This window comes from Candidatus Hydrogenedentota bacterium (genome assembly GCA_016791475.1).
Lineage (GTDB): Bacteria > Hydrogenedentota > Hydrogenedentia > Hydrogenedentales > JAEUWI01 > JAEUWI01.
Genome location: JAEUWI010000016.1, coordinates 41,627 through 67,512, shown reverse-complemented (window position 1 = coordinate 67,512; position 25,886 = coordinate 41,627). Strand labels below are relative to the sequence as shown.

Here is a 25,886-nt window from a genome sequence, read left to right as displayed (position 1 = left end):
GCCACCCCAATATAACACGACGACGCGGCGCATGAAAACAGACCAGAAAACAGAATTCAGGGCCACTCAGGGACTGACGCACCCAGGAACATGGAGAAGATCGTCGCCAGCCTCGACCTGCCATGCCCCCCGGATGCGTGCTCGTGACTTCTCAGGGTGTGGCTGTCCCGTCGTCTGGGGAGGCGACGGAGGCATGGAGCACACTGCTACCAAACGACATGTCCCCTATCCACGATTCGACGGTGACATCGGGCACACTTCGCGCACGACGGGACAGCCACGCCCGGCGACGTCGCGACGTCAATTCGCCGTGTGCCTTGTGTTTGCGGGCACTTCGCAACTCTACGCTTATTTGGGCGCGTCAGTCCCTACCAGCACTGCTTGCAACGGAACTTCGGCCATTTTTGTCCGATTGCGGGTTGGGCTGAATACCGATACCGTGGCCGAAATCGCTTCCGATGGTACCGTTCCCGTGATGGTCCGCGTCACGCGGTCGCCGGGGGCGATGGGTTGCTCGTCGGTCACGGCATCGATCTTCCAACCCAAGGCCGTGGCGTTTTCGGATAGGGTCAGGTCGCAGCGGTCCCAGGGAATGACTCCGGTGTTTTGTATCTCGACGTTGATGGTGAAGGCCTCGCCCGCGTACGTCTTAATCGGGTCGGCAACGACTTTCGCTGCGAACTGGGGCCGCCCCAGGTGGGGATCGAGCCAACCCTCGAAGCCGGTCATCCATTCATTGTAGGGCATGGTGAGGCTGCGGGTGGCTTCCATCATGTTCCCCGGGAGCTTGCCTTGCACGGTGGCGTATTTTGTGGCGTAGTCCTTCATCTCGGCGTACTTCGCGAGCATGGCCGCGCGGACTTCTTCAGGCAGCGTCCCGCTGTCGATGGCGGGGCCGTGTTGCTTCGCGATCGCGATCATTTCCGTGAACAGCTCCAGTCGGCGGAGCTGGTATTCGAGGAAGGGCGTGAAGAGGGCGGATAGATTCAACCATTCCTCATATCCCGGCGACACGGCCGTTCGCATTCCCCCGAGGCGGGCGTCGTAATCGCGCAGGAGCGCGCGGATGTCCTCGGCGACACGCGAGCGCGACTCGGCGTCCAGTGCGATCCACACGTTGGGGATGAGGTAGCGGGCGTTGATCTCCCACAGGTCCTCGTAGACATCGTTCATCCGAACGAAGGCAACGGCGGCCTCTTTGCCGAAGTTACGAGCGCCCCACTGATAGCGGAAGGAATTGGCCGTGGCGGTGGGCTCCCAGCCGAAGTAGCCCATGGCCTCCCAGGGCAACTCCGTGGTCTGGTACGCCCCGCCGATGTAGAAGCTGCCGCGGTCGCCCAGCAGACGGCGCATGCGCGGCGAGGGCGGCAGCTTGAAGTTGGTGTAGAGGTTGTCGAGCCAGGTGTCGGGCATGTGGCCGATGCGGGACTGATCGCGCGTGAGGGCGGCGGTCGATGCACCGTGGCCCGCGATGAAAAGGTCCTCGGGCATCTGGGCGTCGAGCGCGGGGGTGTATCCATCAAAGTAGGGATAAACGCCAACGGCGCCATTGAAACCCAGGCCCCGCAGCCGCCCGTGGATCTGTAGGTATTGCTCCCACACGGCGACTTTGGTTGTCGAGGCGGCGGTGAAGGCCGTGCAGCGCTCGCAATCGCAGATGCCGCCGTTGTCGTCGCGCACGAGAACCACGCCATCAAGGGGATAGGTCTCCACGAGCTCCTTAAGAAAGGCGTCCAGGTACTCCGCGTATTTCGGATGGGTAAAACAGGGTGTGCCTTTGGGGCGCCCCCAGAATTCTTCCACGGTGCCGGGCTTGAGCGCCTCGGGATACTGCTTCACGAAGGTGGTGGGCACGCAGCCGATGGGCAGCCACACATAGACCCGGCCGCCCCGCTCCTGCAGGTAGCGCATGAGCTTGAGTCCGTGTTCGCGGTGTTGATCGAGCTCGCGGAAGAGCACGCCAGAGGACTCATCGTAGGCCTCGGGGTCGTCGGAGTGCAGCTCGGGCATGTACTTGTAGGAAACCGGCATCTTCCAGTTGCCCCACATGCCCAGGCACCAGAAGGTGTTCATCCCCGAATCGAGGAGGCCATCGAAGACCCGCTCCCACTCAGCGTCGTCGCCGTAGGAGAAGTCCACCTCGAAGGCGCCGCCACCGAAGCCGCCACCACGCACCTCCACGACGGGATTGCGCGCGATGAGCGGGATGCGCTTGTCGTCGCCCAGATGCGCGATGACATCTGAGACGGCCTTATTGAGTCCAAGAAGTGTGTGGGCGCTGATCCGGATACCGCCATCGGAAGCGATGGTGATGGCATAGCCATCGCCCTCAACTCCCCCCAAGCCATGGGACGGGTCCATATCCAGCGTGATGCGATGGACATCCGGCTGTTGGGCCGCATCGAGCTCCGCCTGCGTCGGCGCCCCGAGGGCTTTGGAGAGTCTCGCGGCGACGGCATTCGCTTTATCCGGCGCGTCCACGATCCACACGGGGACTGCTGATTCTAGCGGCATGGGCACGACGACAAGTCCCTCGTCCATGATCTCGACCAGCGCGTCCAGCGCATTCTCACCGTCGCGTGATACCCCCTGAATGCGGCGTTGCCAATGGCGGCCATTCACAATTTCGTCGCCCAGCACGACAACGTCGACGGTTTCACCCGCGATACGCTGCGCGATCTGGGGAAGGGTTCCGGGGAAGTCCTTGAAGCCGTAGAAGGGGTGGCGGTTCTCCAGCAGCGGCAGCGATTGCGCGTCGCCCTTGAGGGGCAGCGTGAATTGCACCGCGTGGTTCATCCACGGGCTGGGGCCGGTCCAAGGGCGTTCGTCGGCGACGATCTCAACCAGACCTCCGTTGTGGATGCGGTAGGTCAGGGCAAGATCGGGGCCGCTGGCTGCTTGCAGGACGAAGTTCAGCTCCGTCATTGCGGGCGTGGACGACTGGGAGGCAAGGTGCGCGGTTATGGAAACGGGATCGGCGCTTTTCACCGCGACTTGAAAAGGGATGTAGCCCGGACCAATATTGCCCGTGTACTGAAAGGGATCCGGCGCGAGCGTGGATGCGGTGATAGTCATGGGCGCGTCGAGCATGGACTCGCCACCGACGGACAGGCCAGTCAGCAGGCCAGTCGACGCGTCGATGTTCGCCTCTACGCCGGGGTAGCGGACGGCGATTTTGCCGTCGGCTATTTCCATTGCGGCGGAGGAATTCAACGCGCCCGATACGATCGCGACCTCCACCCACTCTCCCGGCGGCACGGCGCACCAGAAGACGAGGAGATCTTCGGCGCGCGGCGTGGCGAGGGGCGCGGCGAGGGTGGACTTCCAGTGGGCGCGGCCTTCGCGAAGGGCCTGGGGTAGCACTTCGCCCTTCACTTCGAGGTGGTGGTTGCTCCAGTCGATCATTCCTGGCGATGCGATGCGGCCGGTTGGGATTTCCACGAGGGCGGGGCCGGTAAATTCGGTGGGGTTGTAGAGACGGATGGATGGCTCGGCGTAGGCGGAGAGCACGATGGCGAGAGCGAGCACGAAGGCGAAGTATGCGGGCATGGGATGTCCCCTGGATGGTTCGGAAGACCCGAGTATAGCGAGCGCCGGGGAGAACTGCAAAGAGGGCACCGGCGTAAAATCGTGCCACGCGATCCGCCCTGAAGGGCGGTTCGTGTGCCATGTGGGGCGGGTGCGTGGATGGGTCAGGTCAATACAACGGATCGGTTTGTTGATGGGGTGCGGGATGGGCTGTGCACTTGTGAGCTCCAGCGTCTTTGCCAGGAACACAGGGTTTGTAAGGAGAGCCCGGGCGAACCGGGATGTAGTACTTGCACTCTGCCTCGGGCACACGAACCGGCGTTGCCGGATCGCGTGGCACCCCGGGGTGGGCGTTGGGATGCGGGGTGAATAACCATCGTCAATGTCCCTTCACCCGCCAAGGCGCGTCACCGACCCACAAACTCAGTTGCAAGCCCCTCCGTGTGTGGATGGCACCCGTGGTTGCCTCAAGGTGGAAGGGTGTCTAGAACCGCAGCGGCCTCACGCCATGTTCGCGTATCAAATATTCCCTGGCTTCACCGGCGGCGTAGATGGAGCCGGTGATGAGGAGGGGACATGCGGGGGTGGCGAGCTCCAGGCCGCGGGCGATGGCGGCGGGAAGATCGGGCCGGGTTTCGAATGTGCCTTCGGGCAGCAGGGCGGCGAGTTCTTCCACGGGCGTGGCGCGCTTGCCCTCAAACTGGGTGAGAACGATCTGACGCGCGCGGGGGCGGAGCGCATCGAGCATCGCGTCGCGGTCCTTGTCGGACGATGCCGCGAAGACCAGTACGCAATCCTCAAACAAGTCGGCGAGCTTTCGCGCACCCGCGCCGTTGTGGGCCACGTCGATGAAGACCGGCGGTGTATCCAGCACTTTTTCAACGCGACAGGGCCAGGAAGCACTGGCGAGGCCGGTGGCGATGTGAGAGGCGTTGAGTTTCGGAAACGCGTCCATCAGTTGGGACGCGAGCGCGGCGGCCACGGCGGCGTTTTCGCCTTGATAGCGGCCCGGAAGAGCGAGTGAAACGTCTTCGAGCCGAAGGGCGCTGCTGGAGAAGCGCAGTCGCTGCGCCCAGGGGCTGCCGCTCGTTTCCGCGCGAAAGTCGCGACCCAGTTGGAGGAGGGGTGCGCCTTCCTCCTCCGCGCGGCGCGTAAACACGTCGAAGGCCTCCGGGCGGCGCTCGGCCGTGACCACCGGGATGCCCGGCTTGATGATCCCCGCCTTTTCAAAGGCGATCTTCGCCAGGGTGTCGCCCAGGAAGGCCGTGTGCTCCAGATCGATGTTGGTGATGGCCGTCGCCACGGGCGCGACCACATTGGTGCTGTCGAAGCGCCCGCCCATGCCCACCTCGATGATGGCCACATCCACCTTTTCCTGCGCGAAATAGCGGAAGCCTATGGCGGTGGTCATTTCGAAAAAGGTCGGGACACGATCCATCGCGGCCGAGACATCGCGAAAGAAGGCGATATTCTCTTCCAGCGCCGCTTCCGGTATTGGCTCGCCATCGATGAGAAAGCGCTCGGACACGTCGATCAGGTGGGGACTCGTAAAGCGGCCCGCGCGATAGCCCGCCGACCGCAGCATGGCCGAAATCATGGCGCAGACGCTGCCTTTGCCGTTGGTGCCGCCGACGTGAATAACCGGCACGGCCCGATGCGGATCACCCGCGGCACAAACAAGGGCCTGGATGTTCTCCAGGCCCAGTTTGATACCATGCAATGTCAGGTCGAACAGATACTGCCGCGCGGCGCTGTCCGGCCGCGTCAAGGCGGACGGTGTCATTCCTCCGCCGCATCCTCTTCACCGGCCTGCGCCACGGCAACCGGTTCAGACACGGCGGCAGTCGGGGGCACATAGGAGGCGATATCCTCATCCGCGTGGGGCGCGAGGTAGCGCAGCAGCTTGGCCAGGTGGGCGCGCAGGTCGTGGCGCTTCACGATGTGATCCACGAAGCCATTATCCTGCTGATACTCGGCGCGCTGAAATCCATCGGGCAGCTTGATCTTGAAGGCGCCCTCGATAAGACGGGCGCCGGCGAAGCCGATATAGGCCTTGGGCTCGGCAATCGTGATATCGCCCAGGCTCGCGAAACTGGCGAAAACACCGCCCGAGGTCGGGTCAGTCTGCACCACGATATAGGGCAAGCCCGCTTCGTTGATCTGGCGCACGGCGTCGGCGGTTTTGGCCATCTGCATGAGCGCCAGGATGCCCTCCTGCATGCGCGCGCCGCCGGAGGCCGCGAAAACGATGAGGGGCACCTCGTTCGCGATGGCGTCCTTCACCAGGCGGCAGAATTTCTCGCCCACGGCGGAGCCCATGCTCGCCATGACGAAGGACGAGTCCATACCGCCGATCGCGCAACGCACGCCTTCGATGCGCGCCATGCCGGTTACGAGCGCCTCATTGAGGCCGGAGAGCTCCCGTGCGCGGGAAATGCGCTCGGTATAGGTCTCCTTGCCTACGGCAAACCCGAGTGGATCCGCGGCGGTGATGCCGGTATGGGTCTCTTCAAAAGAGCCGGGATCGGACACCAGCTCGATCCGTTCCCGCGCGCCCATCCGGTAGTGATGGCCGCAGCCGGGACAGATCTGCATGTTCTCTTTGATGTCGGATTTGTACACGGTCTGCTTGCAGCCGTCGCACTTTATCCAGAGGCCGTCGGGCACGCCGGAGCTTTGCTTCTTGTTTTTCCGCCCGAAGGGGGTACGTTCGAAAAACGCCATAGTTGCTGCCTTTTTTCCTAATCTCTAGAGCGCCGCGCCGTCGAATTTGGGCGCATAGTATACAAGGCGGCCGCAGTGATTGCACGGCATGAACTTGTCGCCCGCGAGGATCTCGTTCACGTGTTGCGCGGTGATGGTCATGAAGCATCCCGAGCAGGATTCCCCCTGCAGGGGCACCAGCGCGGGTCCCGTCTTCTTCGCCTTGCGGATGCGCTCATACTTGCTGAGCATGGAGGGGTCGATCTCGGCCACCAGCGGCGCGCGCTGGGCTTCGAGGGCCTTGCGCTCGGAAACGGCCACCGCGAGTTCGCCATCGATCTTCGCGCATTCGGCGTTGATCTCTTCCTGCTCCGCGCCGATGCGCTTCTTGTCTTCCTCCAGGCAGGATTTCGCCTCGTCCAGCTCCATCATGATCGCGATGATCCGCTCTTCCTTGATGGCGATCTGCTTCTTGTGCATTTCCATTTCGTGGAGCAGGGCCTGATACTCTTCGTTCTTTTTCACGGAGAGAAGCTGGTTCTCCTTCTTCTTGATATCCGCCTGCTTCGCGGCGATATCCCCCTCGCATTCGCGCTGTTCGAGGAGCAGCCCCTTGTGCCGGTTCTCGCTGGACTTCAGCTCGTCCTCCAGGCGCTTCTTGTGGATATCGTACTTGCTTTTCTGCTTGGGGATCTCGGTTTCGCGCAAACGGAGCTTCTCTATCTGCAGATCGAGGGATTGTAATTTCAGTAAACTCTTCAAAGCGCTGCGCCTCCGCGTCCAGTTGATTCAATCATTCGTTCCCGGCGCCGACTCTCCGGCGGCGGTCCGGGCATAAAAAAACCGCAGCGCTGGGCTGCGGTAGTAGCTTTCGCTTCCACACCATGGTGACACGGGGCGAAAACGAAACCCCGCGCCTTGTACCGCGGATTCGCGGCAGGCGTGCTGAAACGGGAAGGTACGGAAACCCGGGACAGGATTCCCATGGCCAACGAATGATTTTCCGTCACAATACACATCCCGTGATCATACCCTTTATTCGGGCAACATGCAATCTCGTTTTGGCGCGCGGTGGATGGCGATTTCACCCGTGCGCACCAGCTCGGTAATCTGGTAGGGCCGCAGCATGTCGATGCAGGCGTTGATCTTGCCCTCGGCGCCGGTCACTTCGACCGTCAGGGAAGAGGCGCCCACATCCACGATACTGGCGCGGAATATGGTGGCGATCTCCACCACTTCGCCGCGCTGCTCCTTGCCCGCGTTCACCTTGATGAGCACGAGCTCGCGCTCCACAAAAGAGGAGGTCGTAAGGTCGGTGACTTCGATCACGTCCACCAGCTTGTTCAACTGCTGGATCATCTGGAAGAGCACCTGATCGTCGCCCCGGACCACCACCGTCATCCGGGAGATCTCGGGGTCCATGGTCTCGCCCACGCAGAGGCTGATGATGTTGTAGCCGCGCGCACTGAACAGCCCCGACACGCGGGCGAGCACGCCGAAGTGGTTTTCCACAAGAACACTGATGGTGTGTTTTTTCAATGTTTCCACTTCCATTCCTTCCTCTGTCCCGTGGCCCGCGGGAATTGCGCTCTAGGCATTATACTCGTTCATCGCCCGATCAATACCGCCTTCGAGCCAGGCCAGCGCGGCGTCGCTGCCGCGCTCCAGCATGGATTCCACGGCGGGCCGCTCCTCGGGCTGAAAGGAGGAAAGCACGTGATCGGCCAGATCCCGGCTCTTTCGATCATCCCCCACACCCATGCGCATCCGGTGGAAATCCGGGCTGCCGGTCCGCTCGATGATGGACTTGAGGCCGTTGTGACCGCCCGCGCTACCGCCCGCCCGGAAACGAATCCGGCCAAGGGCCAGGTTGATATCGTCCACCACGACAAGCAGGTCGGACGGGTCGAAGATGGCGTTCCGGCAGACGCTGGCGACGCAATCGCCGCTCCGGTTCATGAAGGTCTGCGGCTTCACCAGCAGGATTTTTTCCGTGCCCAGGCGCGCGGGGGCCAGCAGGCCGCCGTGCTTCTCCTTGTTGTCGAAAGAAACATTCAGGCGTCGGGCCAGTTGGTCGAGCAGCAGGAAGCCGAGGTTGTGCCGGGTGTTCCGGTAACCCGGCCCGGGATTGCCCAGGCCAGCGATGATCTTCATGAGGAAATCCGCCCGGCGCCGGGCTGTACGCCCGGCACCGGTTCAAACCTGTTATTTCTTCTTGCCCTTCTTGCCGTCCGCCGGGGCTTCCGCCACGGCCACCACGCGCGGCGGGTGGATCGTGATGATCGTGCGGTCGGGGTCGGTCACAACTTTGATGTTGTCCGGAACCTTCAGGTCGGCCACGTGGAGCAGGCCGCCGATGCGCAGTTCGCTGATATCCACGTCCAGATGGGCGGGGGTATCCAGCGGCAGGCATTCAATTTCGAGTTCGCGCAGCGGCTGATCCGGCACGCCGCCCTCCACGATGCCGGGGCACTGGCCCACGAGCGCGAGGGGCACCAGGGTGTGAATCGGCTTCGCCAGATCGATGCGGAGCAGGTCGGCGTGGATGATATGCTCCTTCACCGGATGGTGCTGCACCGCCTTGACAAGGACCGGACCGCTGAGCTCGGGCTTGTCCTCGACATTGGCCTGCATGATGGCGTGTTCGCCCTGGCTGCCGTGCAGCGCGCTGACGAAGGCCTTCGCGTTGACCATGACCGAGACGACGCCCTTCTTCTCGCCGTACATCACGGCGGGAATCGAGCCCGTAACGCGGCGGCGACGGGCCGGGCCCTTGCCGCTCTCTTCACGGGTGCTGATGTTGATCGTTTGAAGTTCCATGCTATTTGAGCCTCCGAATCGGCGTCAGGTCTTGAATAGATTGCTGACGGATTCATCCTTGTGAATTCTGCGGATAGCTTCCCCGATCAAGGCCGCAAGGGAGAGCACCTGAACCTTCGGGTTGCTCCGGGCCTTCTCGGACAGGGGAATTGAATCACATACCAGTATTTCCTCGAGTTCCGAATTCTCTATATTGTCCAGCGCAGGCCCGCTGAAAACGGGGTGCGTGGCGCACGCGCGCACCGAGAGCGCGCCATGGGCCTTGATGGCCTTGGCCGCCTTGGCCAGCGTGCCCGCGGTGTCGATCATATCGTCGAAAAGCAGGGCATGCTTCCCGGTGACGTCACCGATAATGTTCATGACTTCGGCAACATTTTCCTTCGGCCGCCGCTTGTCCACGATCGCCAGGGGAACGCCCAGTCGATTCGCAAACTCCCGGGCGCGACCCACACTGCCGGTGTCGGGAGATATCACCATCAAGTCTTCCTGAAGGGCGCGGTGGCTCTTCAGATAATTCACAAACACCACCTCCGCCGAAAGATGATCCAGCGGAATATCGAAAAATCCCTGGATCTGGCCGCAGTGGAGGTCCACCGTCAGCACGCGATTGGCGCCCGCCGCCGTAAGGAGGTTGGCCACCAGCTTCGCCGTGATCGGCACCCGCGCCTTGTCTTTTCGATCCTGTCGGGCATAGCCAAAATAGGGCATGACCGCCGTGATCCGCTCCGCCGACGCGCGCTTCGCGGCGTCGATCATGATGAGCAACTCCATCAGGTGCCGGTTCACCGGCGGCGAGGTGCTGTTCACAAGAAACACATCGCGCCCGCGGATGTTGTCCGCGATCTGCACCCGAATTTCACCATCGGAAAAACGTCCGACGCTGGCGCGCGCGGGCTCGCATCCCAGGTGCTCACAAATGCCAGCCGTCAGCGCCTCGGAGGCGCCGCCGCTGAACACTTTCATATCGCTCGTGTAGGCCACTGAGATGCCAAGTCCTTTACCCAATATGACCTTCCGTGGAAAGCAAAAAAATGGCAGGGGCGGAAGGATTCGAACCTACGATGACCTGCACCAAAAGCAGGTGCCTTACCACTTGGCCACGCCCCTGTGATGTTCAGCCGACACAGCCCTCCGCCCTTCAAGAGCGAGGACCGACAGATGCACAGCGCACACGTGTTTCACGTTGCGGCGTCACGGGATTGGCGAGTATAGCAAGCGGGGGAAGGGCAAGTCAATGAATTGAGGCGTCAACCTACGGCCTCGCTCACCGGACCTTCCGGATTCGCTCCATCAACTTGAGCGACTGCCGGGTGAGATCCTCCGCCTGCTCAATCAGGTCGTCATCATGATTGCGCCGGACCTTCAGCCGCAATCCCGCGATCTTTCGCGCCAGCGGGAGCACCGAGACACCCATCTCGAAAGCGGCGTCGACCTGGCCCGTTCCCAGGAGGCGACAGAGTGCGCCATCGCAGGCGCAGATGGCGGCCCCCGCCTTGGTCAGGCTGCTCCGGGCCTCGGCCAGCTTCGGCGCGCGGTAGATGGAGTTGATCAGTTGCTCCCGGGCTTCGAGGGTCTTGAGCGCATCTTGAAGGGGCTCCCCCGCTCCAATCTGGTGCAGTGACCGCTGGACCGCCTTCGTGTCCAGGTTGTGCCGACGGGCCAGCCCAAGATCCAGCGCTATTTGACGTCGATCATCGTCGCGCAGGCGGCTGCTGATTGCGTCGCGCAACTCCTCGCAGACATGCCGCCGGGCGACGAGCATGATCTGGCCCTGGCCGGGAAACATTTCCAGATGGCGCCGCCAGGCGACGGGCTGCCAGTTGCGGCTGCGAACGAAATCGGTCATATCGAAGACTTCGAGCCCCTCGGGGAGGCCCTGGGGCACGTCGATATAGACCGTCGTGACCTCGGTGAGCTCGTTGCTGATCACGTAGAGCAGCAGGTAATCCGGCCCCTCCAGCCAGCGCCACTGGATGGCGGGCATACCGGGCGGGCGCGTGGTCTCGCGGTGCTCCTCCCAGGTAATGTCGAAGCAGTGGAGCGGGGGCTCGTCAAGGGGCCTCGCCTTGAGGAAAATCGGCGCGAGGGCGGAGAATCGCTCCATGCGATGGCCGAGCTCCGACCAGTTGTCGCTGAAATTGAGGAAGGGCCCCGTGAGCGAGCGCTGGATATTGCCCTGCACCCAGATCGGATCATTGTGATACGCGAAGGAAAACCAGCCTCTCGCCCCGTGCGCAAAGCCGAGATTGATCATCAGGCGCATTTCCGGGCTCGTGTTCCATTCGGGTGTGTCCGTGGCGTACACGAAGGCCGGCGCGACGACCCAGACATGCTGGCCGTCGGCCAGGTGATAATGGGCCTTGAGCGTATCCCCCATTTCCCAGGGCACGTGGGACTTGAAGTGGGATATGCCGCACACCGGAAAGTGGGGCGCGTACAAGGGGAAATTGGTCGGCTCGCGGAGAAGCACCGCCAGGGGATGGTGCGGATCCACGTCGTGGATCAGGGGCTGGGCCTCCATATGCATCTTGAAAGATTGCGATGGCGGCTCGTCTTGAATGGACCAGGCCAGGATGGCGGGCGAATCGGCATAGGGGCGGATGTCGCGCTCGATATACTTGGACTTCTCCGCGTTGAACTCGCTGCGGGGCCAATGGTGGTGCGCCAATACACGGATGCCATAGGATTCCGCCAGCCCGAGGACTTCGCGCCACTCGGATTGGGAGAGGCGGTCAATCTCTTCGATCGCCACACTGTTGTGGTGGTGGCGGGCCACATCTTCCAGGGCGAGACGCCAATAGTCGCGAAACGAAATCTCCATGCACTCCGCCATGCGCTTGGCCGTGCCCGCTTTCATGTACACGCCGAGAGGGAGAAACTCGTCGAGAAGGTCATAGTGCGCCGACTTCGGGGCCGGTCCCCGGCCACTGGCGGGACCATAGCAGGCCTCGTGCTCTTTGGCGCTCAGGCCGCGGAATCGGACCGACTGTATCTCCAGGACCTCCGTGCGGCGCTTGGTCCCGTAGAGGCGAAAAGTACAGTGGAGCACCTGATGCGGAAAGCCGTGGTGCTGCACCAGGCGCGCCACCGTCTGCCACGACTGGACGGGTTCGAGGCCGTCGAAGTGCAATCCGCCCTGATAGCTCAGGGTCCATGCCGGGCGGGCCGAAACGGAGGCGCAACGGTAGGTGATTTCCGCTACGGGAAATCGATTGAGATCGATTGGAAAGCGGGAGTCGAGGCTGCGGCGGGAGCTGAGCGACACCCAGAAACTGGGATCGCTCGACGGCAGGTTGTCGATGGGGCGCACCCCCTCAAAATGCCCGACCAGACTGACGCCCCCATCCCCCAGCTTGCGTTCCGCGGGAATGGACTGCCACTCTCGGTCTGACTCGTCGTCCACGAGGTGCCAATGGGCGATGTCCGACGCGGTAAACTCCACATACTCCGCGGCGTCGCGCCCTTCGGGGTCGGGCTTCTCCAGCACTGTCTTGAGGAATCCGGCGTACTTGTAGTTCATCCGTGGCAACCACCCTTCCAAGCGGAACCTGCACCGGGACTGCCCGGTGCTCAACAAGGCACCGGACGGGTGTAACAGAGGTCCCGGACGCTGATACTATCCAAGCACCCTTCACATTCGCAACCAAAAGCACGGGAGACCGGAGGATCCATGAAACATATCAAACTCGCAACACGCACCCCACAGACCGCCAATATCAATCTGGACGGGTTTATCAACGCCAAAGTACAAACCAAAGAAAACGTGATCAACGCCAAGGCGGGAGCGTTTTAGCGGTTGACAGTTGATCCGCCGCAGGCGGAACAGTTGACAGCGACGCGACCCATAAGACCCATAAGACCCATAAGACCCATTCCCGCAAGCTGCGGAGAAACCATCAACTGTTCCGCATGCGGCGGATCAACCGTCCATTGTCAACTGTCAACTGAAACCGGTACTATAGCGGCCCAACCCGCACAGGAGTACCGTACATGCGCAAAGAGTCCCTCGATTTCCTGAAACGTCTGCTGGCCACCCCGAGCCCTTCCGGCTTCGAAGAAAAGATCCAGAAGGTCTGCAAAGCCTACATGGAACCCTTCGTGGACGAGATCTACAAGGACGTCCACGGCAACCAGTTTCACGTCCTCAACAAGGGCGCGGACCTGCGCATCATGCTGGCGGGACACGTGGACGAAATCGCGCTCATGGTCAACACCATCGACGCCAACGGCTTTATCGGTTTCGTGCCGATCGGTGGCGTGGACAGTGCCGTGCTGGGCGGCCAGAGGGTTACGGTGCATGGCGCCGACGGCCCGGTGCCGGGCGTCATCGGACGCAAGGCCATTCACCTGACTCCGGTGGAGGACCGCAATAAGCCCCTGGAAATGCACCAGATGTGGGTGGACATCGGCGCAAAAGACAAAAAGGACGCCGAAAAGCACGTCACCATCGGCGACCCCATCACCATCGCCGTGGGCTATCAGGAATTGATGAACGAGATGGTCGTCGCCCGCGCGCTGGATGATCGGGTGGGCGCTTTTGTGATTATGGAGGCCGTGCGCCTGCTGGCGAACAAGAAGATCAACGTGGCGGTCTATTGCATCACCACGGTTCAGGAAGAAATCGGCCTGCGCGGCGCCACCACCAGCGCCTACGGTTGCCACCCCCACGCGGGCCTCGCCGTCGATGTGGCCTGGGCCACCGACCACCCCAGGGGCGAGGGCGAGCGCTACGGCGAGACCGCCATCGGCAAAGGGCCCATCATCAGCCGTGGCCCGAACATTAATCCCGTGGTGCACAAGGGCATCGTGGCAACCGCGAAGAAGCACAAGATTCCGATCCAGCCCCTGGCGATGCCGCGCGGCACCGGCACGGACGCCAATGCCATGCAGCTCAGCCGCGGCGGCGTAGCAACGGGCCTCATCGGCATTCCCAACCGCTACATGCACACGCCGGTGGAACTGGTTTCGCTGACCGATGTGGAGAATGCCTCCAAGCTGATCGCGGAGTGGATCCTTTCGCTGAAAGCCAACACGAGCTTCATCCCCAACTGAACGCTCCGACAATCCGAACTCCATCCATTCATTCACGGCCCCGAGCCCATTGCATCGGGGCCTTTTCGTTCTACTCCAACAGAGCGAATCGAAGAAATCATCCTGATTCCTTCAACTGGGGCTGCATTGTGTTCAATAGTCTGCCGCGCATTCCTGATATCATGGTTAAAGCTGGCTTGCACCAAATATCCCGTCATGCGGCGTCCCATTGTTCCAGATTCCCACGGGGACGCAAACCTTCAGCGCAATGTCATGCGCCCTGCAAGACCAAAAGGAGCATCGATTGAAGTATCACAGCCCACCTGTGCACACCCCGCGCAGCCAAATGTATGCGCTCCTGCTGGCCGCCTCCCTCCTTTCGACCTTTGCGAGCAGCGAGACTTTCGTGATCGAGACTGCCGCCCTCCGCTATGAGGTGAACCACACAGGGCGAAGCGTCGCTCTGCTCGACAAATCCACCGGCGACAACCTCCTCGCCAAGGGGGCCGACACCCCCCTATGCACCTTCCAGAAAGATGGAGCCACGTGGGAGTCCCTTTCCCTCGCCGTGCGCGATGGATTGTGGCATGTGGGCTTCGGCGATAGTGGCGTGACGATCGTACTTCGACCGGAAACCTTTTCGACCCATTTCACTCTCGAGGTGGTCTCGGTGAGCGAAGCAGGCGTCGACCAGCTCAATTTCATGTACCTTCCGCTGGGTGCGCAGGCCCGGCAGAGCAACCTGGCCGTATGCAGCCTGGCCCTCAACCTGCAGACCAATGTGCCCGAACTCCCCGGACCGATGGTTACACCCATGGCCACCTGCTATCCCCGCTTCGGCCTGGTGGGCGCGAAAGCGGCCCTCATCGCTGCACCGCAACCGGAAATGCGCGCGGCCATCCAGCACGTGATGCTGTCATCGAACGCCCTCCCCCACTCGCCACTGGGCGGTCCCTGGGCCCTCGATGCCAAAATAAATCGAGGTTCCTATCTCATCGACACGGAGGGCGAGGTGGGCGAATCCTCCATCGACGCCTGGATCGCCCTTGCGAGAAACCTGGGCATGAAGCAGATCGACTTTCACACGGGCAAGTCCATGCGCTTTGGCGATCTCCGGCCCAACCCCGAGCGCTACCCCGGCGGTGCCGATGGCGTGAAGGCCGTCGTGGACAAGCTCCATGACGCCGGGCTGGAAGCGGGCCTGCACACCTACGCCTTCTACATCGCGAAGGACACGCCCTGGGTCACGCCCGTGCCGGATCGGCGGCTGGCGACATCGGCCACGTTCACGCTGGATGCCGATATTGATGCATTGACCAACGCGATACCCGTCGCCGAGTCGACTGCGGCCGTGTCGACCATGACCGGCTTTCAAATCCGCAACAGCGTTACCCTGCGCATCGACGACGAACTAATCGTTTTCTCCGGTGTAAACGCCGAAGCGCCGTTCGGCTTCACGAATTGCGAGCGGGGCGCCCTGGGCACCACGGCCGCGCCCCACGCCAAAGGCGTGGAGGTGGTGCAACTGAAGGAATGCTTCGGCCTCTTTGTGCCCGATGGCGACAGCCCCCTCTTCACCGAAGTGGCGGCCCGCACGGCGGAGGTCTACAATCAGGCCGGCTTCGACATGATCTATCTCGATGCCCTCGACGGGGCGGATATCATGGCGGGCGGCCTGAATAGCTGGCACTATGCCGCAAAGTTTGTTTTCGAACTCAATGCGCGCCTGGAGCGCCCCGCCCTTTTCGAAATGAGCACCATCACCCACCATGTGTGGATGCTGCGCTCGCGCATGGGCGCGTGGGACGTCCCCGCCCGGGGCGCGCAACGCCTGGCCGACATCCACGCCCTCGCCAATGAATCGGCGGGCCGCAACTACATGCCGGTGAACCTGGGCTGGAGTGGGATCTTCGATTGGGCCCCCGTGCAGCCGGAGCGCACCTTCGCCAGCGATGTGGAGCACCTCTGCGCCCGGGCCCTGGCCACGGATTCCAGCCTCTCGCTACTCGTGGGCTTCACCCCCGCCTCGTGGGAGCGCTCCGCGAATGTGCGGCGACTCGGCGGCATCATTCAACGCTATGAGACCCTTCGGCTCGACGGCGGACTGCCCGCCGGTGTGCTCGCGCGCCTTCGGGAATCCCGCAAACCCTTTGTGGTGACGCAGGACGACGGCGGAACCTGGCAGGCGCGCTTGCGCCGCGAGACCGCGCACACGTTGCAGGAAGACGCCGCGACTGAGTGGGGGGTAGACAATCCTTTCGAAGGTCAGCGCCCGCGGATCCGGATTGAGGGACTCGCCGCATTGAAGCCCCTCTCCGACAGCGAGTCTAAGCTACTCGTCGATGGAAACGATCATGCCGACCTGAAGCCCCTGCCCGTCGCGGAGGGCGTGACCTTCTCCTGGGCCACAGGTCCCGCTGCACCCGAAGGGACCGCGCCCAGCTTGAAGCTGATGGCCCGGAACGATGGCGCATCGGCCCATTCCGCCTGGGGCGGCGCGGGCAAGCGCTTCTCGCCCGCACTCAATCTCTACAATCGCGGTATCGGGCTGTGGGTCCACGGCGATGGCTCCGGCGCCGTGCTGAATGTGCAATTGAAGAGCTCGGAAGCCGCTGCGGGCGGTCGGGCGGAGCACTACGTGAACCTCGACTTCCAGGGCTGGCGCTATGTGGAACTGGTGGAGCCCGAGTCCGCGCGGCTCGGTGAATTCGGCTGGCCCTACTCCAAACGGCATGCGGACTGGAAAGGCGAAGTACCCTTCGGCGAGGTATTGCACGACTACATCCTCTGGGTGAACTATGGAGAAATCGCGGAGCTGAACCTCTGGCTCAACAACGTGCCCGAGGGATCCAGCGCGGAGTGCGTCGTGGGTTCGGTCTCCGCCGTGCCCCTGAGGGGTGTCGGCCTGGTCTCTCCGAAGCTAAGCGTGAACGGTACCCTGCTGGAAGTGCCGCTGACGATCAACAGCGGCGAGTACGTCGAAGTGGAGCCTGCGGGTATGGCCACGCACTACAACGCCGTGGGGGATAACCTTCAAACGATTGAATTGCCCGCGCCCCCGATGCTGCTACCGGGACCTAACTCGCTGAGTCTGGACCGAGCAAACCAACCGAGTCGCGCCCGGGTGACGCTCACCCTCGTGGGACCGCCCGAAGCGGAACCCTGAGTCGATGGTTTCGACCGTCCCCGGCGGGACGGCGCCCAGTTCAAGTTTGGGTACCGGTCACCGTGGAGTGCCGACATGCCGCGTAAATGATTGGTCAAATCTGACAACACCTCTTCAATTCCTGCCCCTGTTCATCGCGATTACCGCCAGAACAGCGCCGTGATACGCCAAAAACTCCATAAGTAGCAACATCTTACACTACAGACGGAAATTTGGCACTCCCTATGCTTCACCCTCTCTTGAGAGAGAGTCTGGGATTGGCGGTCTTGGGATACCGCCAATACCCCGTGGTGATTACACCACCAGAAAGGTAGGCGTGCTGTGAAGAAGGGATGTCGCGGGTTGACCCTCTTCGCAATACTGCTGGGCACGGTATTGGCGGAGACAAATGCGGGTGCAACCACACTGGGATCGGAGCGGGAGGAGCATGGAACGGGTCAGACCCTGGAGCGCGGAATGACGCTACACGGGAGCTGGTCAGGAGAATCCGCAGGTTCGGGCATTGCCATTGCTCCGCCCCCGCTCCAGCTTTTCGAATCCGCCCTCACTTGGATTGGAGATCCCGCGCCGCCCCGTACCTCGATTAGTACGCTGGACACTCCTGAACAGGACACCCCGAAATCGAAAATCTCCAACGGCGTAGCCGCTTCCGGCCCGGAGGGGAATACACACGGAGCCGGAGACGTGAACTTCCGATCAAAAGGACCGGCGCTTCAGATCGACGATATTCTTTCGTGGAAATCGACGGGCGACACGCCGCCCGCCGATCCTGAGGACTGGCTTTTCCGCCTTCAATACTCCAAAGCCTCCAGCTATCAGACCCCCGATCCCAACCCGCCATTCCCCATTCCCGAACCAGCGACGAGCACGGTGATGCTGATGGGTCTCGCGGGAATCTTGTCATGGCGTCGGCGCGTCTGAAATAGACCGGCGCAATCGGACGGGATCAGTCGCTTTCGAACTCTTCCACAATCTCGCGCTGCCGTCCGAGGTCTGATTCCACACCCATCGGAGGGCCGGCATGAAGCGGCTCCTGTGGAAAGGGCAGCTCAAGCTGCTGGCGTCGCAGCAGATCGTAACGCTTGAGTAAACGGAGCGTCTGAAGGGTATGGGAAGGGGCATAGTTTCCGTGGCCGCTCAACTGCCCCGCCAGCGCGGCCAGGAGCGCGCCAAATTCGAGAACGTGGCCGATGCCCAGCGCCTGAAGCAACTGGAGCGCGCGGGTGCGTGGAACGGCGGATGCGGGCAACTCCGAGATCACCAGAATCGTCGTGAAATCGGCGCCGCCAAAAGCTTCGCGGGCGAGATCTTCCACCTCGCGCGAGGCCACGTGGGCCAGAATCGGGCTGGACTCTATAACCGACGGATAAAAACGATCCCCGTGCCAGGCCCGCACCTCCACCACCGCGCGCTGAACCGATTGTATGGTGGCGCCGGAAAGCAGGAATGGCGCTCGACCTCCCTCGTCTCCACGAAGATGTTCCACGAAAAGCAAAGACGCATCCTCACTGGCCTTTGCCCGCTCGTCGCCATGGCGCCAGTGGGTCAACACACTGAACCGGTTCAGCTCGAAGAACTCCCGAACCAGTTGCAGGTTGATCTCGCTCATGCCGGGGGCTTTTCGGCGCCCGAACCGGCCAGCAGCGCCGCCACGCGGCTCTTCGGGCGAAGGGCAACGATATCGACCGACAGCTCCCGTGCATCGGCATAACGATCGAGGCGCAGGAGGCACATGCCCCGCCGTTCGAGGACGTCGGCCAGTTCAAAATGCTCGCCATAAGAGTAGTAGTGCACCGCCGTATCCATATGGCTCTGGGCGGTCTGAAAGGCCGCCAGCGCGGCGACAAAATTCTTGCGGGCAAAGTACAACTCACCCCGCAAAAAGTGGGCCTCGGGCTGCTCGGGACTGCCCTCGACGGAGCGCTCCAGCAAGGCATCCGCCTGGTCAAAGGCCGTCAGGGCTACATCGTGGAAGCCGACGAGCTGCGCGGCGCGGGCCTGGAGGTAGAGTGCGGCGAAGTTGGCGCCGCCATTGGTCACGGCTTGCGTGGCCATGGTAAAGGCAAGGTCCCACTCGCCCTTTTCGAAAGCGCAGCAGCCGAGTCCCAGCATCGCCCGGGCATTGTCAGGTTTGACCTTGAGGACCTCCTGGAATATATCGAGGGCCTTGGTTCCATTGCCGCCTTCGAGCAGGGCAAAGCCCAGATCGAGGCGGGGCGGCAGGGGATTGGGCCTGGCCTTGATGGCGCGATAAAAGCACTCCACCGCCTGCTGGAGCTTTCCCTGACGCTGATAGCAGCGGCCCAACTGGTGGCAACTGGCGACGTGATAGGGATCAAGCTGGAGGACCTTCTCGAAATGGCGGATCGCCGCGGCGGTCTCGCCCTTCATGCTGGCGGTAACGCCTTCGTCGTAATAGCTGTCGGCTGTTTCGCCGCCAAAGACCATGGGGTACGTCCTCTCGGAAGTTAACAGGTCACCGCGGCCAGGGCCGCGCGCACCTGTGCCTCCGTTATATCAGTTCGCTGCACCACGCGGCCAATTTGATCCGCCACAATAAACTTCATGGTGCCCGCGCGGACCTTCTTGTCCTTGCGCATCGCGTCGATGGCTTCGTCCGCCGGCAACCCGGCCCAGGAGACGGGCAGACCGTAGGCGCTGAATATATTGCGCTGCCGCGCGTCGAAGTCGGCGCCCACCATGCCCAGTTCCACCGCCAGTGCGCCCGCTGCAACCATGCCAATGGCGATGGCTTCGCCGTGCAGGAATTTCTCGTAGTTCGTGACGGATTCTATGGCATGGCCGAAGGTGTGGCCATAGTTCAAATTGGCCCGCGCGCCGTTTTCCTTTTCGTCCTCCGCGACGACGGCCGCCTTGATCTCGCAGGAACGCACAATCGGCACGGCGAGGGCTTCGGGATCTTTCGCGAGAATCGCGGCGGCGTTCCGCTCCATGAACTCGAATAGTTTCTCATCCGCGATGATGCCGTGCTTGATGGCCTCGGCAAGTCCCGCGCGCAGCTCGCGATCCGGCAGAGACTGAAGCAGGTCCATATCGATAAGCACGCCCAGGGGCTGGTGGAAGGCGCCAATGGTATTTTTTCCCAGGGGATGGTTCACCCCCGTCTTCCCCCCCACACTGGAATCCACCTGAGCCACAATGGTGGTGGGAATCTGAATAAACGGAATGCCGCGCATGAACGAAGCGGCGGCATAGCCCGCCACATCGCCGACGACCCCGCCACCCAGCGCAAGAATGAGGCTGGTGCGATCAAGACCCTCTGCGAGAAAGGTGCCGCAGATGTCCTCCACGGCGGCCATGCGTTTGAACGGCTCGCCCGCCTGCATCGCATGCACGGCCACATGGTGGCCCGCTTCCACGAGGGGCGCTTTCACGCGGTCGGCATAGAGCGGACCCACGTTGGTGTCGGTGACGATGCCGATGCGGCCCTTGATGCCCGTACGCTTTACCAGCGCGGGCAACTCCGACAAGATGCCGTTGCCGATGTGGATGGGGTAGGCGCGTTCGCCAAGCTCTACATTTACGGTTGTGATGATCATTGAATTACCATTTTCGCTCATGAAAAAAAGCGCCCGTGACCGCCGTTGCGATCACGGGCGCGACGTCCAGTGATTATACCGTAACTTTCACGGTCCGCTTCGTGTCGGCGGCCTTCTCGCACGCCAGAATCACCGCGAGACTCTTCAGGCCCTCTTCACCGGTGCAGAAGGGCGCTTCCTCGCCCAGGATCGCGCGGACGAATGCGCCGCCCACGTCCAGACCCCAGGAACCGTCGTAGTTCGTGGGCGGTGCGGGCAGATCGAAGTTGATGGTGCATTTAGGATTGAGCAGGTGGGCCACCAGAGGCTTGTCGGGCTGAAGGCCCACTTCAAGCGTGCCGTTGGCGCAGTGCAGGATCACATAGTTCGCATCGCGGCCCTTGACCGTCCACGAGGCCGCCAGGGTGCCCACGGTACCGTCATCGAACTTGAAGGACGCCACGAAGTTGTCTTCCACGTCGGCCCGCTTCTTCTCCAGCGTTTCGTAGAAGGCGTTCACCTCCACGATCTCCTTCCCGGTGAGGAAGCGGATCAGGTCGGCCTTGTGCACGCCGAGATCGGCCATGGCGCCAAAGCGGGCCTCTTTCTTCTTGAAGAACCACTTGCCCGTGGGACTCCAGAATTCCGGACCCTCATGGCCAAACATGGCGGTGACGTGGAGCACCTTCCCCATGATGCCGCTGTCCATCACTTCCTTCGCCTTCACGTGACCGATATATTTCCGCTGGCTCTGGTTGACCATGAGCAGCTTCTTCGCCTTTTTGGCGGCGGCCACCATGTTCTTCCCTTCCAGCAGGCTCATGGCCATGGGCTTTTCCACGAGCACGTGCTTGCCCGCCTTCAACGCCGCAATGGTCACTTCGCCGTGGAACTTGTTCGGGCTGCACACGGACACCGCGTCCACATTCTTGTCCTTCAACAACGCCTTATAGTCGGTGTAAATCGCGGCTTCCGGCGCGAACTTCGCCGCCACGCCCGCGGCGCGGCTCTTGTCCACGTCGCAGAAGGCGACCAGTTCGGCCTGGGGGCAGGCGGCGTAGTCGGGGATGTGGAGGCGCTCGGCAATGGCGCCGCAAGCGATGATGCCAACTCGGACTTTCTTGGACATGGTGCTCTTCTCCTTCGCAGGTAATTCGGGCTTGTGTGACGCGGCGCGGGTGGAAGGTTGCGCGCGTTTTACGTTCCCCGGATGAATCGTGTCCACTATTGTAAACCTGCGCGAGACGGGAAGCAATTTGCGGACCTTGGGCGGAGCGGACCAACCGGAAAGAGGCGGAAAGACATAGATTTCAATTCAGTCCTATTCCAGCTATCCGTCCTACAAATACCCCATGCCCTCCAGGCCCTGTTCCAGCTCTTCATTGAAGGGCTGGTCTTCCGCTTCGAAGAACGAAGGAAAACTCGCGAGCCAGGTATCCAGCAATGCGCTCAGTTCCTTGACCCGCTCGGGCTGCTCCGCAGCGAGGTCACGCTGCTCGTCGGGATCGGCGGCGAGGTCATAAAGCTGAACAAGCTCGCTGCCCGCGATGCGAATCAGTTTATAGTCACCGAGGATTACCGTGTGCATCGGCGTCTCGGTTTTGTTTGTCGTGCCCTGAGCGAAGATGGGCTCCGCCGGCGGCGCATCCACTTCGCCGCGCAGCAGCGGAGCGAGACTCTTGCCCCGCCACGCGTCGGCGGCGGGCAATTGGAGCATATCCGCCAGGGTGGGTATCAGATGAATGGCGGACACGGGCGCGGAAACAACCTGTTCTTGGATGCCCGGTCCGGTGAGAATCAGGGGAACGTGCAATTGCTCTTCGTACAAGGCTTGCCCGTGCCCCCACTGCCCGTGGTCCCACAACTCTTCGCCATGATCTGAGGTGAAGCAGAAGTAGGTGTTTTCCGCAACGCCTTCGGCCTTCAGCATGTCGAGAATTTTGCCGGCATATTCATCAATATAGGCCACTTCGCCTTCATAGAGCGATTTCACGTAATCTCGATCCGGTTCGGCCACGGCAAAGTTTTTCCCCAGAATGGGCAATCCCCACTGCTCGCCACCGGCATAGGGATGAAAGAAAGGCCAGGGCCCTTCATGGACCCGGCGCAGAGACTCGGGCGGGTCGTAGGGCGCGTGGGGATCGATGTAGTGCACCCAGAGGAAGAAAGGCTGGTTGCGGTGGCGCCTGATGAAGGCCCGCGCGTAATGGTCCAGATCGCGCGTCGTATTGTGGGGCCGGATCTCGGCCAGGGCCGGACACCACGCCTCCACCAGCGCCCCCAGAAATGGCAGCGCGGCGAAGTAGCCCTCTTCCATTAGAAGAATCGGATGGGAACTTGCCCGGGTCTGGATCCCCTCCATCGTGCCGGGAATCGAGGGCAAAAACGCATTGGCCGTTACCGCACCCGTGACGTAACCCGCCGCTTCCAGGCGCATGGGCAGCGTGGGCTCGCTGAGATCCACTTCGTAACGGTTCATCTGTAGACTCCACACGGGGTGGCCACTGCCGGGCGTAAGCGAGCGCGGATACTGGGACGACAACAGCCCCGTCATGGAGGGCAGCGTCCAGGGCGCCAGCGAATAGCTGCGGTCGAAGCGCGTGCCCGACGCCGCCAGTCGCTCCAGGTTGGGCGTGGGCACCTGGCCGCCATAGGCGCTGCAATAGTCGGCCCGAAGCGTATCCGCCACCATGAACACGAGGTTGGGCCGGTCGACATCCCGCCCGACCGGGCGCAGCAGGATTCCGGTACTTACGGGCGGCAAAACAATCACTACGAACGCGGTTGCAAGCAGCGCACGCGGACGCGGCGCCAGAATCTGTGTCGAAAAAAGCAGCACCGCTGACATGCAGGACCACAGTGCCGGATAGATCGTCACCAGCGTGGCCCGATCCGGACGGAAGAGGGCGTACTCCCCCGCAGCCACAAGCGCGCTGAGCGACGATAGCCCGAGGGCGATCAGCAGTCCGCCGAAGCGCGCCGTGGACCACCAGCGCCCCTGCCCCACCGTCATCGCCCCGCTGCACCCGATCAAAGCCGTGGCGACGATGACATCATCCAGCGTGGGGGTCTCTTCTCGATGAACGCTCAGCAGTCCCCACACGACCAGGCCACCGCAAAGGAGCGACGCTGATTCCACGGCGCGCCCCGTCACGTCGGCGCGATGAAGCAGAAAGCGTAGGATTGAAAATACGAGAATGATGGCGAAAGCATAGGCGACAAAGGCCAGACCCGCCCCGACGAGATCCCGCGCCAGAAATCCGGCCCACTGCGATGAGCGCTGGGCCTTCAACCATTCCAGAGCAATAAAGAAAAGCGCCAGTCCGCCGGCGGCGGGCCACGCCTGGAGATTCAGAACCGAATATAACCTGGCGCGCACCGCACCTCCTCAAAACATGAACGCCGCAGAAGCGACCTGACAATCCGGCCCTGCGAAATATTGGAGCGCGCCGATATCCTGTGCTATACTCCGCGCCACACTTCGTCGGGGTGTAGCGCAGTCCGGTTAGCGCACCTGCTTTGGGAGCAGGGGGCCGTAGGTTCGAATCCTACCACCCCGACCATTTATTACACAATCCATCCCCTCCACGCTTGTGTACTTTCGCACCGCGACTCTTTCCCTCTCCGTGTTTTCTCCATGCCGCCGCGACTTCCATGGTTGACTTAACTTGACTATGCGCGCGCGGAGTACGAATATATTGCGATATCGTCGTTTCCCTAGATTCACGGGGCGCCGAGGATTGTGCATCGTCCATCGTTGATCCGGAGAGAGATTCCTATGCGTCCCCTTACCGCTATCCTTGCCGCCGCGACTTGCCTGTGCGCCGCCCTGTCCCACGCCGACTGGCCGGACTGGCGCGGACCAACGGCCGATGGACACACCGACGCCGCCGCGCTGCCCCTCCATTGGTCGGAGACGGAAAACATCGCTTGGAAAACGTCCATTCATGACCTCGGCCTCTCCACGCCGGTGGTGCTGGGCGATCAGGTCTGGCTGACGACGGCGAAGGAAGACGGCACAGTGCTTTATGCGGTGTGCGTCGACTTGAACTCCGGCGCGGTGCTTCACGACGTCCCCGTGTTTGAAATCGCGGAGCCCCAGCGCATTAACCCGCTGAATTCCTATGCCACGCCTTCCGCCGTCATCGAGTCGGGCCGGGCATACGTACACTATGGAACCTTTGGCACCGCCGCTATCGACACCCAGTCCGGCGAAGTCCTCTGGCGGCGCACCGACCTGAATTGCGACCACATGCAGGGCCCCGCATCGTCGCCCGTACTCTTCGAAGATCGGGTCATCATCACCGTCGAAGGCGTCGACAAGCAGTTCATGGCCGCGCTGGACAAAAAGACCGGCGAGACGGCCTGGATGTATGAACGCCCGAAGGACCTCTACACCGGCATCCAGGGCGTATACATGAAGTCCTACCAGACCCCCGTGCTCCTGGAAATAGACGGGATGACGCAACTCGTGAGCAATGGCGCCCTCCTGGTCACTGGACACAATCCCCGAACCGGCGAAGAGATCTGGCGCGTGCGCTACAAGGACGACAGCACGATCTCCCGCATCGTCCAGGGCGATGGAATCCTTTTTGTAAACACCGGAGGCCCTCCCGGCGGCACGGAGCTCTGGGCCATTCGTGAGGGCGGCGAGGGCGACGTAACCGATACCCACGTGGTCTGGAAAATGACCGAGGACGTGCCCCACGAATCGTCTCCCGTGCTCGTCGGCGATCTCCTCTACACCATGAGCGATCCGGGCGTGCTGAAGTGCCTGGAGGCCGCCACGGGCAACGTGGTCTGGTCGGTGCCGATGAAGGTCAAATACAGCGCTTCGCTTCTGGCCACCGCCGACCGGATCTACCTCTCGAACAAAAAAGGGACCACGACCATCATCGCGCCGGGCCGGGAGTACAAGGAGCTCGCAAGCAATCAGCTCGACGGCGAAATCTGGGCATCACCCGCCGTCGCCGAGGATTCCCTGCTGCTCCGCACCAAAACGCACCTGTATCGGATCGCGGAGAAGAAATAGCGCAAAGCTCAGAGGCTGTGGATTTTTCAATCAAGGCGGTAGCCAAACGGGAGCGCGGGTTTTCCTA

The 25,886-nt window shown here is 62.1% G+C and carries 18 protein-coding genes and 2 tRNA genes; 5 read left to right on the top strand and 15 right to left on the bottom strand.

Features of this window, described 5'->3' with window-relative positions:
* Positions 1 to 348: 348 nt before the first annotated feature.
* The 10 genes from JNK74_10695 to JNK74_10650 form a co-directional block, all read right to left on the bottom strand.
* The gene (locus JNK74_10695; GenBank protein MBL7646644.1) at positions 349 to 3,549 is read right to left on the bottom strand and encodes a hypothetical protein; all 3,201 of its coding nucleotides are present in this window, start codon (positions 3,547 to 3,549) and stop codon (positions 349 to 351) included.
* 463 nt (positions 3,550 to 4,012) lie between these two features.
* Positions 4,013 to 5,311 (bottom strand): bifunctional folylpolyglutamate synthase/dihydrofolate synthase, encoded by a 1,299-nt coding sequence (locus JNK74_10690; protein ID MBL7646643.1) that lies wholly within the window; start codon positions 5,309 to 5,311, stop codon positions 4,013 to 4,015.
* Positions 5,308 to 6,252 (bottom strand): acetyl-CoA carboxylase carboxyltransferase subunit beta, encoded by a 945-nt coding sequence (locus JNK74_10685; protein ID MBL7646642.1) that lies wholly within the window; start codon positions 6,250 to 6,252, stop codon positions 5,308 to 5,310. Before JNK74_10685 ends, JNK74_10690 begins: the two co-directional genes overlap by 4 nt.
* 24 nt (positions 6,253 to 6,276) lie before the next feature.
* Complete coding sequence (locus JNK74_10680; protein ID MBL7646641.1) at positions 6,277 to 6,993, bottom strand: hypothetical protein; 717 nt, start codon at positions 6,991 to 6,993, stop codon at positions 6,277 to 6,279.
* Positions 6,994 to 7,266: 273 nt separating this feature from the next.
* Positions 7,267 to 7,785, bottom strand: a complete 519-nt coding sequence (gene ilvN / locus JNK74_10675) for an acetolactate synthase small subunit (GenBank protein ID MBL7646640.1) — start codon at positions 7,783 to 7,785, stop codon at positions 7,267 to 7,269.
* Between the two features lie 36 nt (positions 7,786 to 7,821).
* Positions 7,822 to 8,385 (bottom strand): aminoacyl-tRNA hydrolase, encoded by a 564-nt coding sequence (locus JNK74_10670; GenBank protein MBL7646639.1) that lies wholly within the window; start codon positions 8,383 to 8,385, stop codon positions 7,822 to 7,824.
* A 51-nt stretch (positions 8,386 to 8,436) separates the two neighbouring features.
* Positions 8,437 to 9,051, bottom strand: coding sequence for a 50S ribosomal protein L25 (locus JNK74_10665; protein MBL7646638.1), 615 nt, complete (start codon positions 9,049 to 9,051; stop codon positions 8,437 to 8,439).
* A gap of 24 nt (positions 9,052 to 9,075) precedes the next feature.
* Positions 9,076 to 10,014, bottom strand: a complete 939-nt coding sequence (locus JNK74_10660; protein MBL7646637.1) for a ribose-phosphate pyrophosphokinase — start codon at positions 10,012 to 10,014, stop codon at positions 9,076 to 9,078.
* A 69-nt stretch (positions 10,015 to 10,083) separates the two neighbouring features.
* Positions 10,084 to 10,158: transfer RNA gene (locus JNK74_10655), tRNA-Gln, on the bottom strand.
* Positions 10,159 to 10,315: 157 nt separating this feature from the next.
* A complete protein-coding gene (locus tag JNK74_10650; GenBank protein ID MBL7646636.1) occupies positions 10,316 to 12,571 on the bottom strand; it encodes a hypothetical protein in 2,256 nt (751 codons plus the stop codon).
* A gap of 470 nt (positions 12,572 to 13,041) precedes the next feature.
* Here JNK74_10650 and JNK74_10645 point away from each other — a divergent pair, with 470 nt between their 5' ends.
* The 3 genes from JNK74_10645 to JNK74_10635 all read left to right on the top strand — a co-directional run bounded on the left by JNK74_10645 (position 13,042) and on the right by JNK74_10635 (position 18,169).
* Positions 13,042 to 14,103, top strand: coding sequence for a M42 family metallopeptidase (locus JNK74_10645; protein ID MBL7646635.1), 1,062 nt, complete (start codon positions 13,042 to 13,044; stop codon positions 14,101 to 14,103).
* Positions 14,104 to 14,386: 283 nt separating this feature from the next.
* A complete protein-coding gene (locus JNK74_10640; protein MBL7646634.1) occupies positions 14,387 to 17,248 on the top strand; it encodes a hypothetical protein in 2,862 nt (953 codons plus the stop codon).
* A gap of 321 nt (positions 17,249 to 17,569) precedes the next feature.
* On the top strand, positions 17,570 to 18,169 hold the full coding sequence (locus tag JNK74_10635) for a PEP-CTERM sorting domain-containing protein (protein MBL7646633.1): 600 nt from the start codon (positions 17,570 to 17,572) through the stop codon (positions 18,167 to 18,169).
* A gap of 25 nt (positions 18,170 to 18,194) precedes the next feature.
* Here JNK74_10635 and JNK74_10630 read toward each other — a convergent pair whose 3' ends face one another.
* From JNK74_10630 to JNK74_10610, 5 genes are all read right to left on the bottom strand, one after another.
* A complete protein-coding gene (locus tag JNK74_10630; GenBank protein ID MBL7646632.1) occupies positions 18,195 to 18,857 on the bottom strand; it encodes a hypothetical protein in 663 nt (220 codons plus the stop codon).
* The gene (locus JNK74_10625; GenBank protein ID MBL7646631.1) at positions 18,854 to 19,696 is read right to left on the bottom strand and encodes a tetratricopeptide repeat protein; all 843 of its coding nucleotides are present in this window, start codon (positions 19,694 to 19,696) and stop codon (positions 18,854 to 18,856) included. The genes JNK74_10630 and JNK74_10625 overlap by 4 nt, the downstream gene beginning before the upstream one ends.
* Positions 19,697 to 19,716: 20 nt before the next feature.
* Positions 19,717 to 20,802, bottom strand: coding sequence for a 3-dehydroquinate synthase (locus JNK74_10620; GenBank protein ID MBL7646630.1), 1,086 nt, complete (start codon positions 20,800 to 20,802; stop codon positions 19,717 to 19,719).
* Between the two features lie 79 nt (positions 20,803 to 20,881).
* The gene (locus tag JNK74_10615; protein MBL7646629.1) at positions 20,882 to 21,916 is read right to left on the bottom strand and encodes a Gfo/Idh/MocA family oxidoreductase; all 1,035 of its coding nucleotides are present in this window, start codon (positions 21,914 to 21,916) and stop codon (positions 20,882 to 20,884) included.
* A 210-nt stretch (positions 21,917 to 22,126) separates the two neighbouring features.
* Complete coding sequence (locus JNK74_10610) at positions 22,127 to 24,166, bottom strand: sulfatase-like hydrolase/transferase (protein ID MBL7646628.1); 2,040 nt, start codon at positions 24,164 to 24,166, stop codon at positions 22,127 to 22,129.
* 106 nt (positions 24,167 to 24,272) lie between these two features.
* On the opposite strand from JNK74_10610, the gene JNK74_10605 reads away from it, so the two are divergent.
* Both JNK74_10605 and JNK74_10600 read left to right on the top strand, forming a co-directional pair.
* Positions 24,273 to 24,350: transfer RNA gene (locus JNK74_10605), tRNA-Pro, on the top strand.
* 215 nt (positions 24,351 to 24,565) lie between these two features.
* Positions 24,566 to 25,819 carry a PQQ-binding-like beta-propeller repeat protein gene (locus tag JNK74_10600; GenBank protein ID MBL7646627.1) on the top strand — a complete coding sequence of 418 codons (1,254 nt, stop codon included), beginning with the start codon at positions 24,566 to 24,568 and terminating at the stop codon, positions 25,817 to 25,819.
* Positions 25,820 to 25,886 lie beyond the last annotated feature (67 nt).

Bases quoted from the DNA above. Each gene is read 5' to 3' on its own strand.
- JNK74_10695 (MBL7646644.1), bottom strand. From the start codon at position 3,549: ATGCCCGCATACTTCGCCTTCGTGCTCGCTCTCGCCATCGTGCTCTCC.
- JNK74_10690 (MBL7646643.1), bottom strand. From the start codon at position 5,311: ATGACACCGTCCGCCTTGACGCGGCCGGACAGCGCCGCGCGGCAGTAT.
- JNK74_10685 (MBL7646642.1), bottom strand. From the start codon at position 6,252: ATGGCGTTTTTCGAACGTACCCCCTTCGGGCGGAAAAACAAGAAGCAA.
- ilvN (MBL7646640.1), bottom strand. From the start codon at position 7,785: ATGGAAGTGGAAACATTGAAAAAACACACCATCAGTGTTCTTGTGGAA.
- JNK74_10670 (MBL7646639.1), bottom strand. From the start codon at position 8,385: ATGAAGATCATCGCTGGCCTGGGCAATCCCGGGCCGGGTTACCGGAAC.
- JNK74_10665 (MBL7646638.1), bottom strand. From the start codon at position 9,051: ATGGAACTTCAAACGATCAACATCAGCACCCGTGAAGAGAGCGGCAAG.
- JNK74_10660 (MBL7646637.1), bottom strand. From the start codon at position 10,014: ATGAAAGTGTTCAGCGGCGGCGCCTCCGAGGCGCTGACGGCTGGCATT.
- JNK74_10650 (MBL7646636.1), bottom strand. From the start codon at position 12,571: ATGAACTACAAGTACGCCGGATTCCTCAAGACAGTGCTGGAGAAGCCC.
- JNK74_10645 (MBL7646635.1), top strand. From the start codon at position 13,042: ATGCGCAAAGAGTCCCTCGATTTCCTGAAACGTCTGCTGGCCACCCCG.
- JNK74_10630 (MBL7646632.1), bottom strand. From the start codon at position 18,857: ATGAGCGAGATCAACCTGCAACTGGTTCGGGAGTTCTTCGAGCTGAAC.
- JNK74_10625 (MBL7646631.1), bottom strand. From the start codon at position 19,696: ATGGTCTTTGGCGGCGAAACAGCCGACAGCTATTACGACGAAGGCGTT.
- JNK74_10615 (MBL7646629.1), bottom strand. From the start codon at position 21,916: ATGTCCAAGAAAGTCCGAGTTGGCATCATCGCTTGCGGCGCCATTGCC.
- JNK74_10600 (MBL7646627.1), top strand. From the start codon at position 24,566: ATGCGTCCCCTTACCGCTATCCTTGCCGCCGCGACTTGCCTGTGCGCC.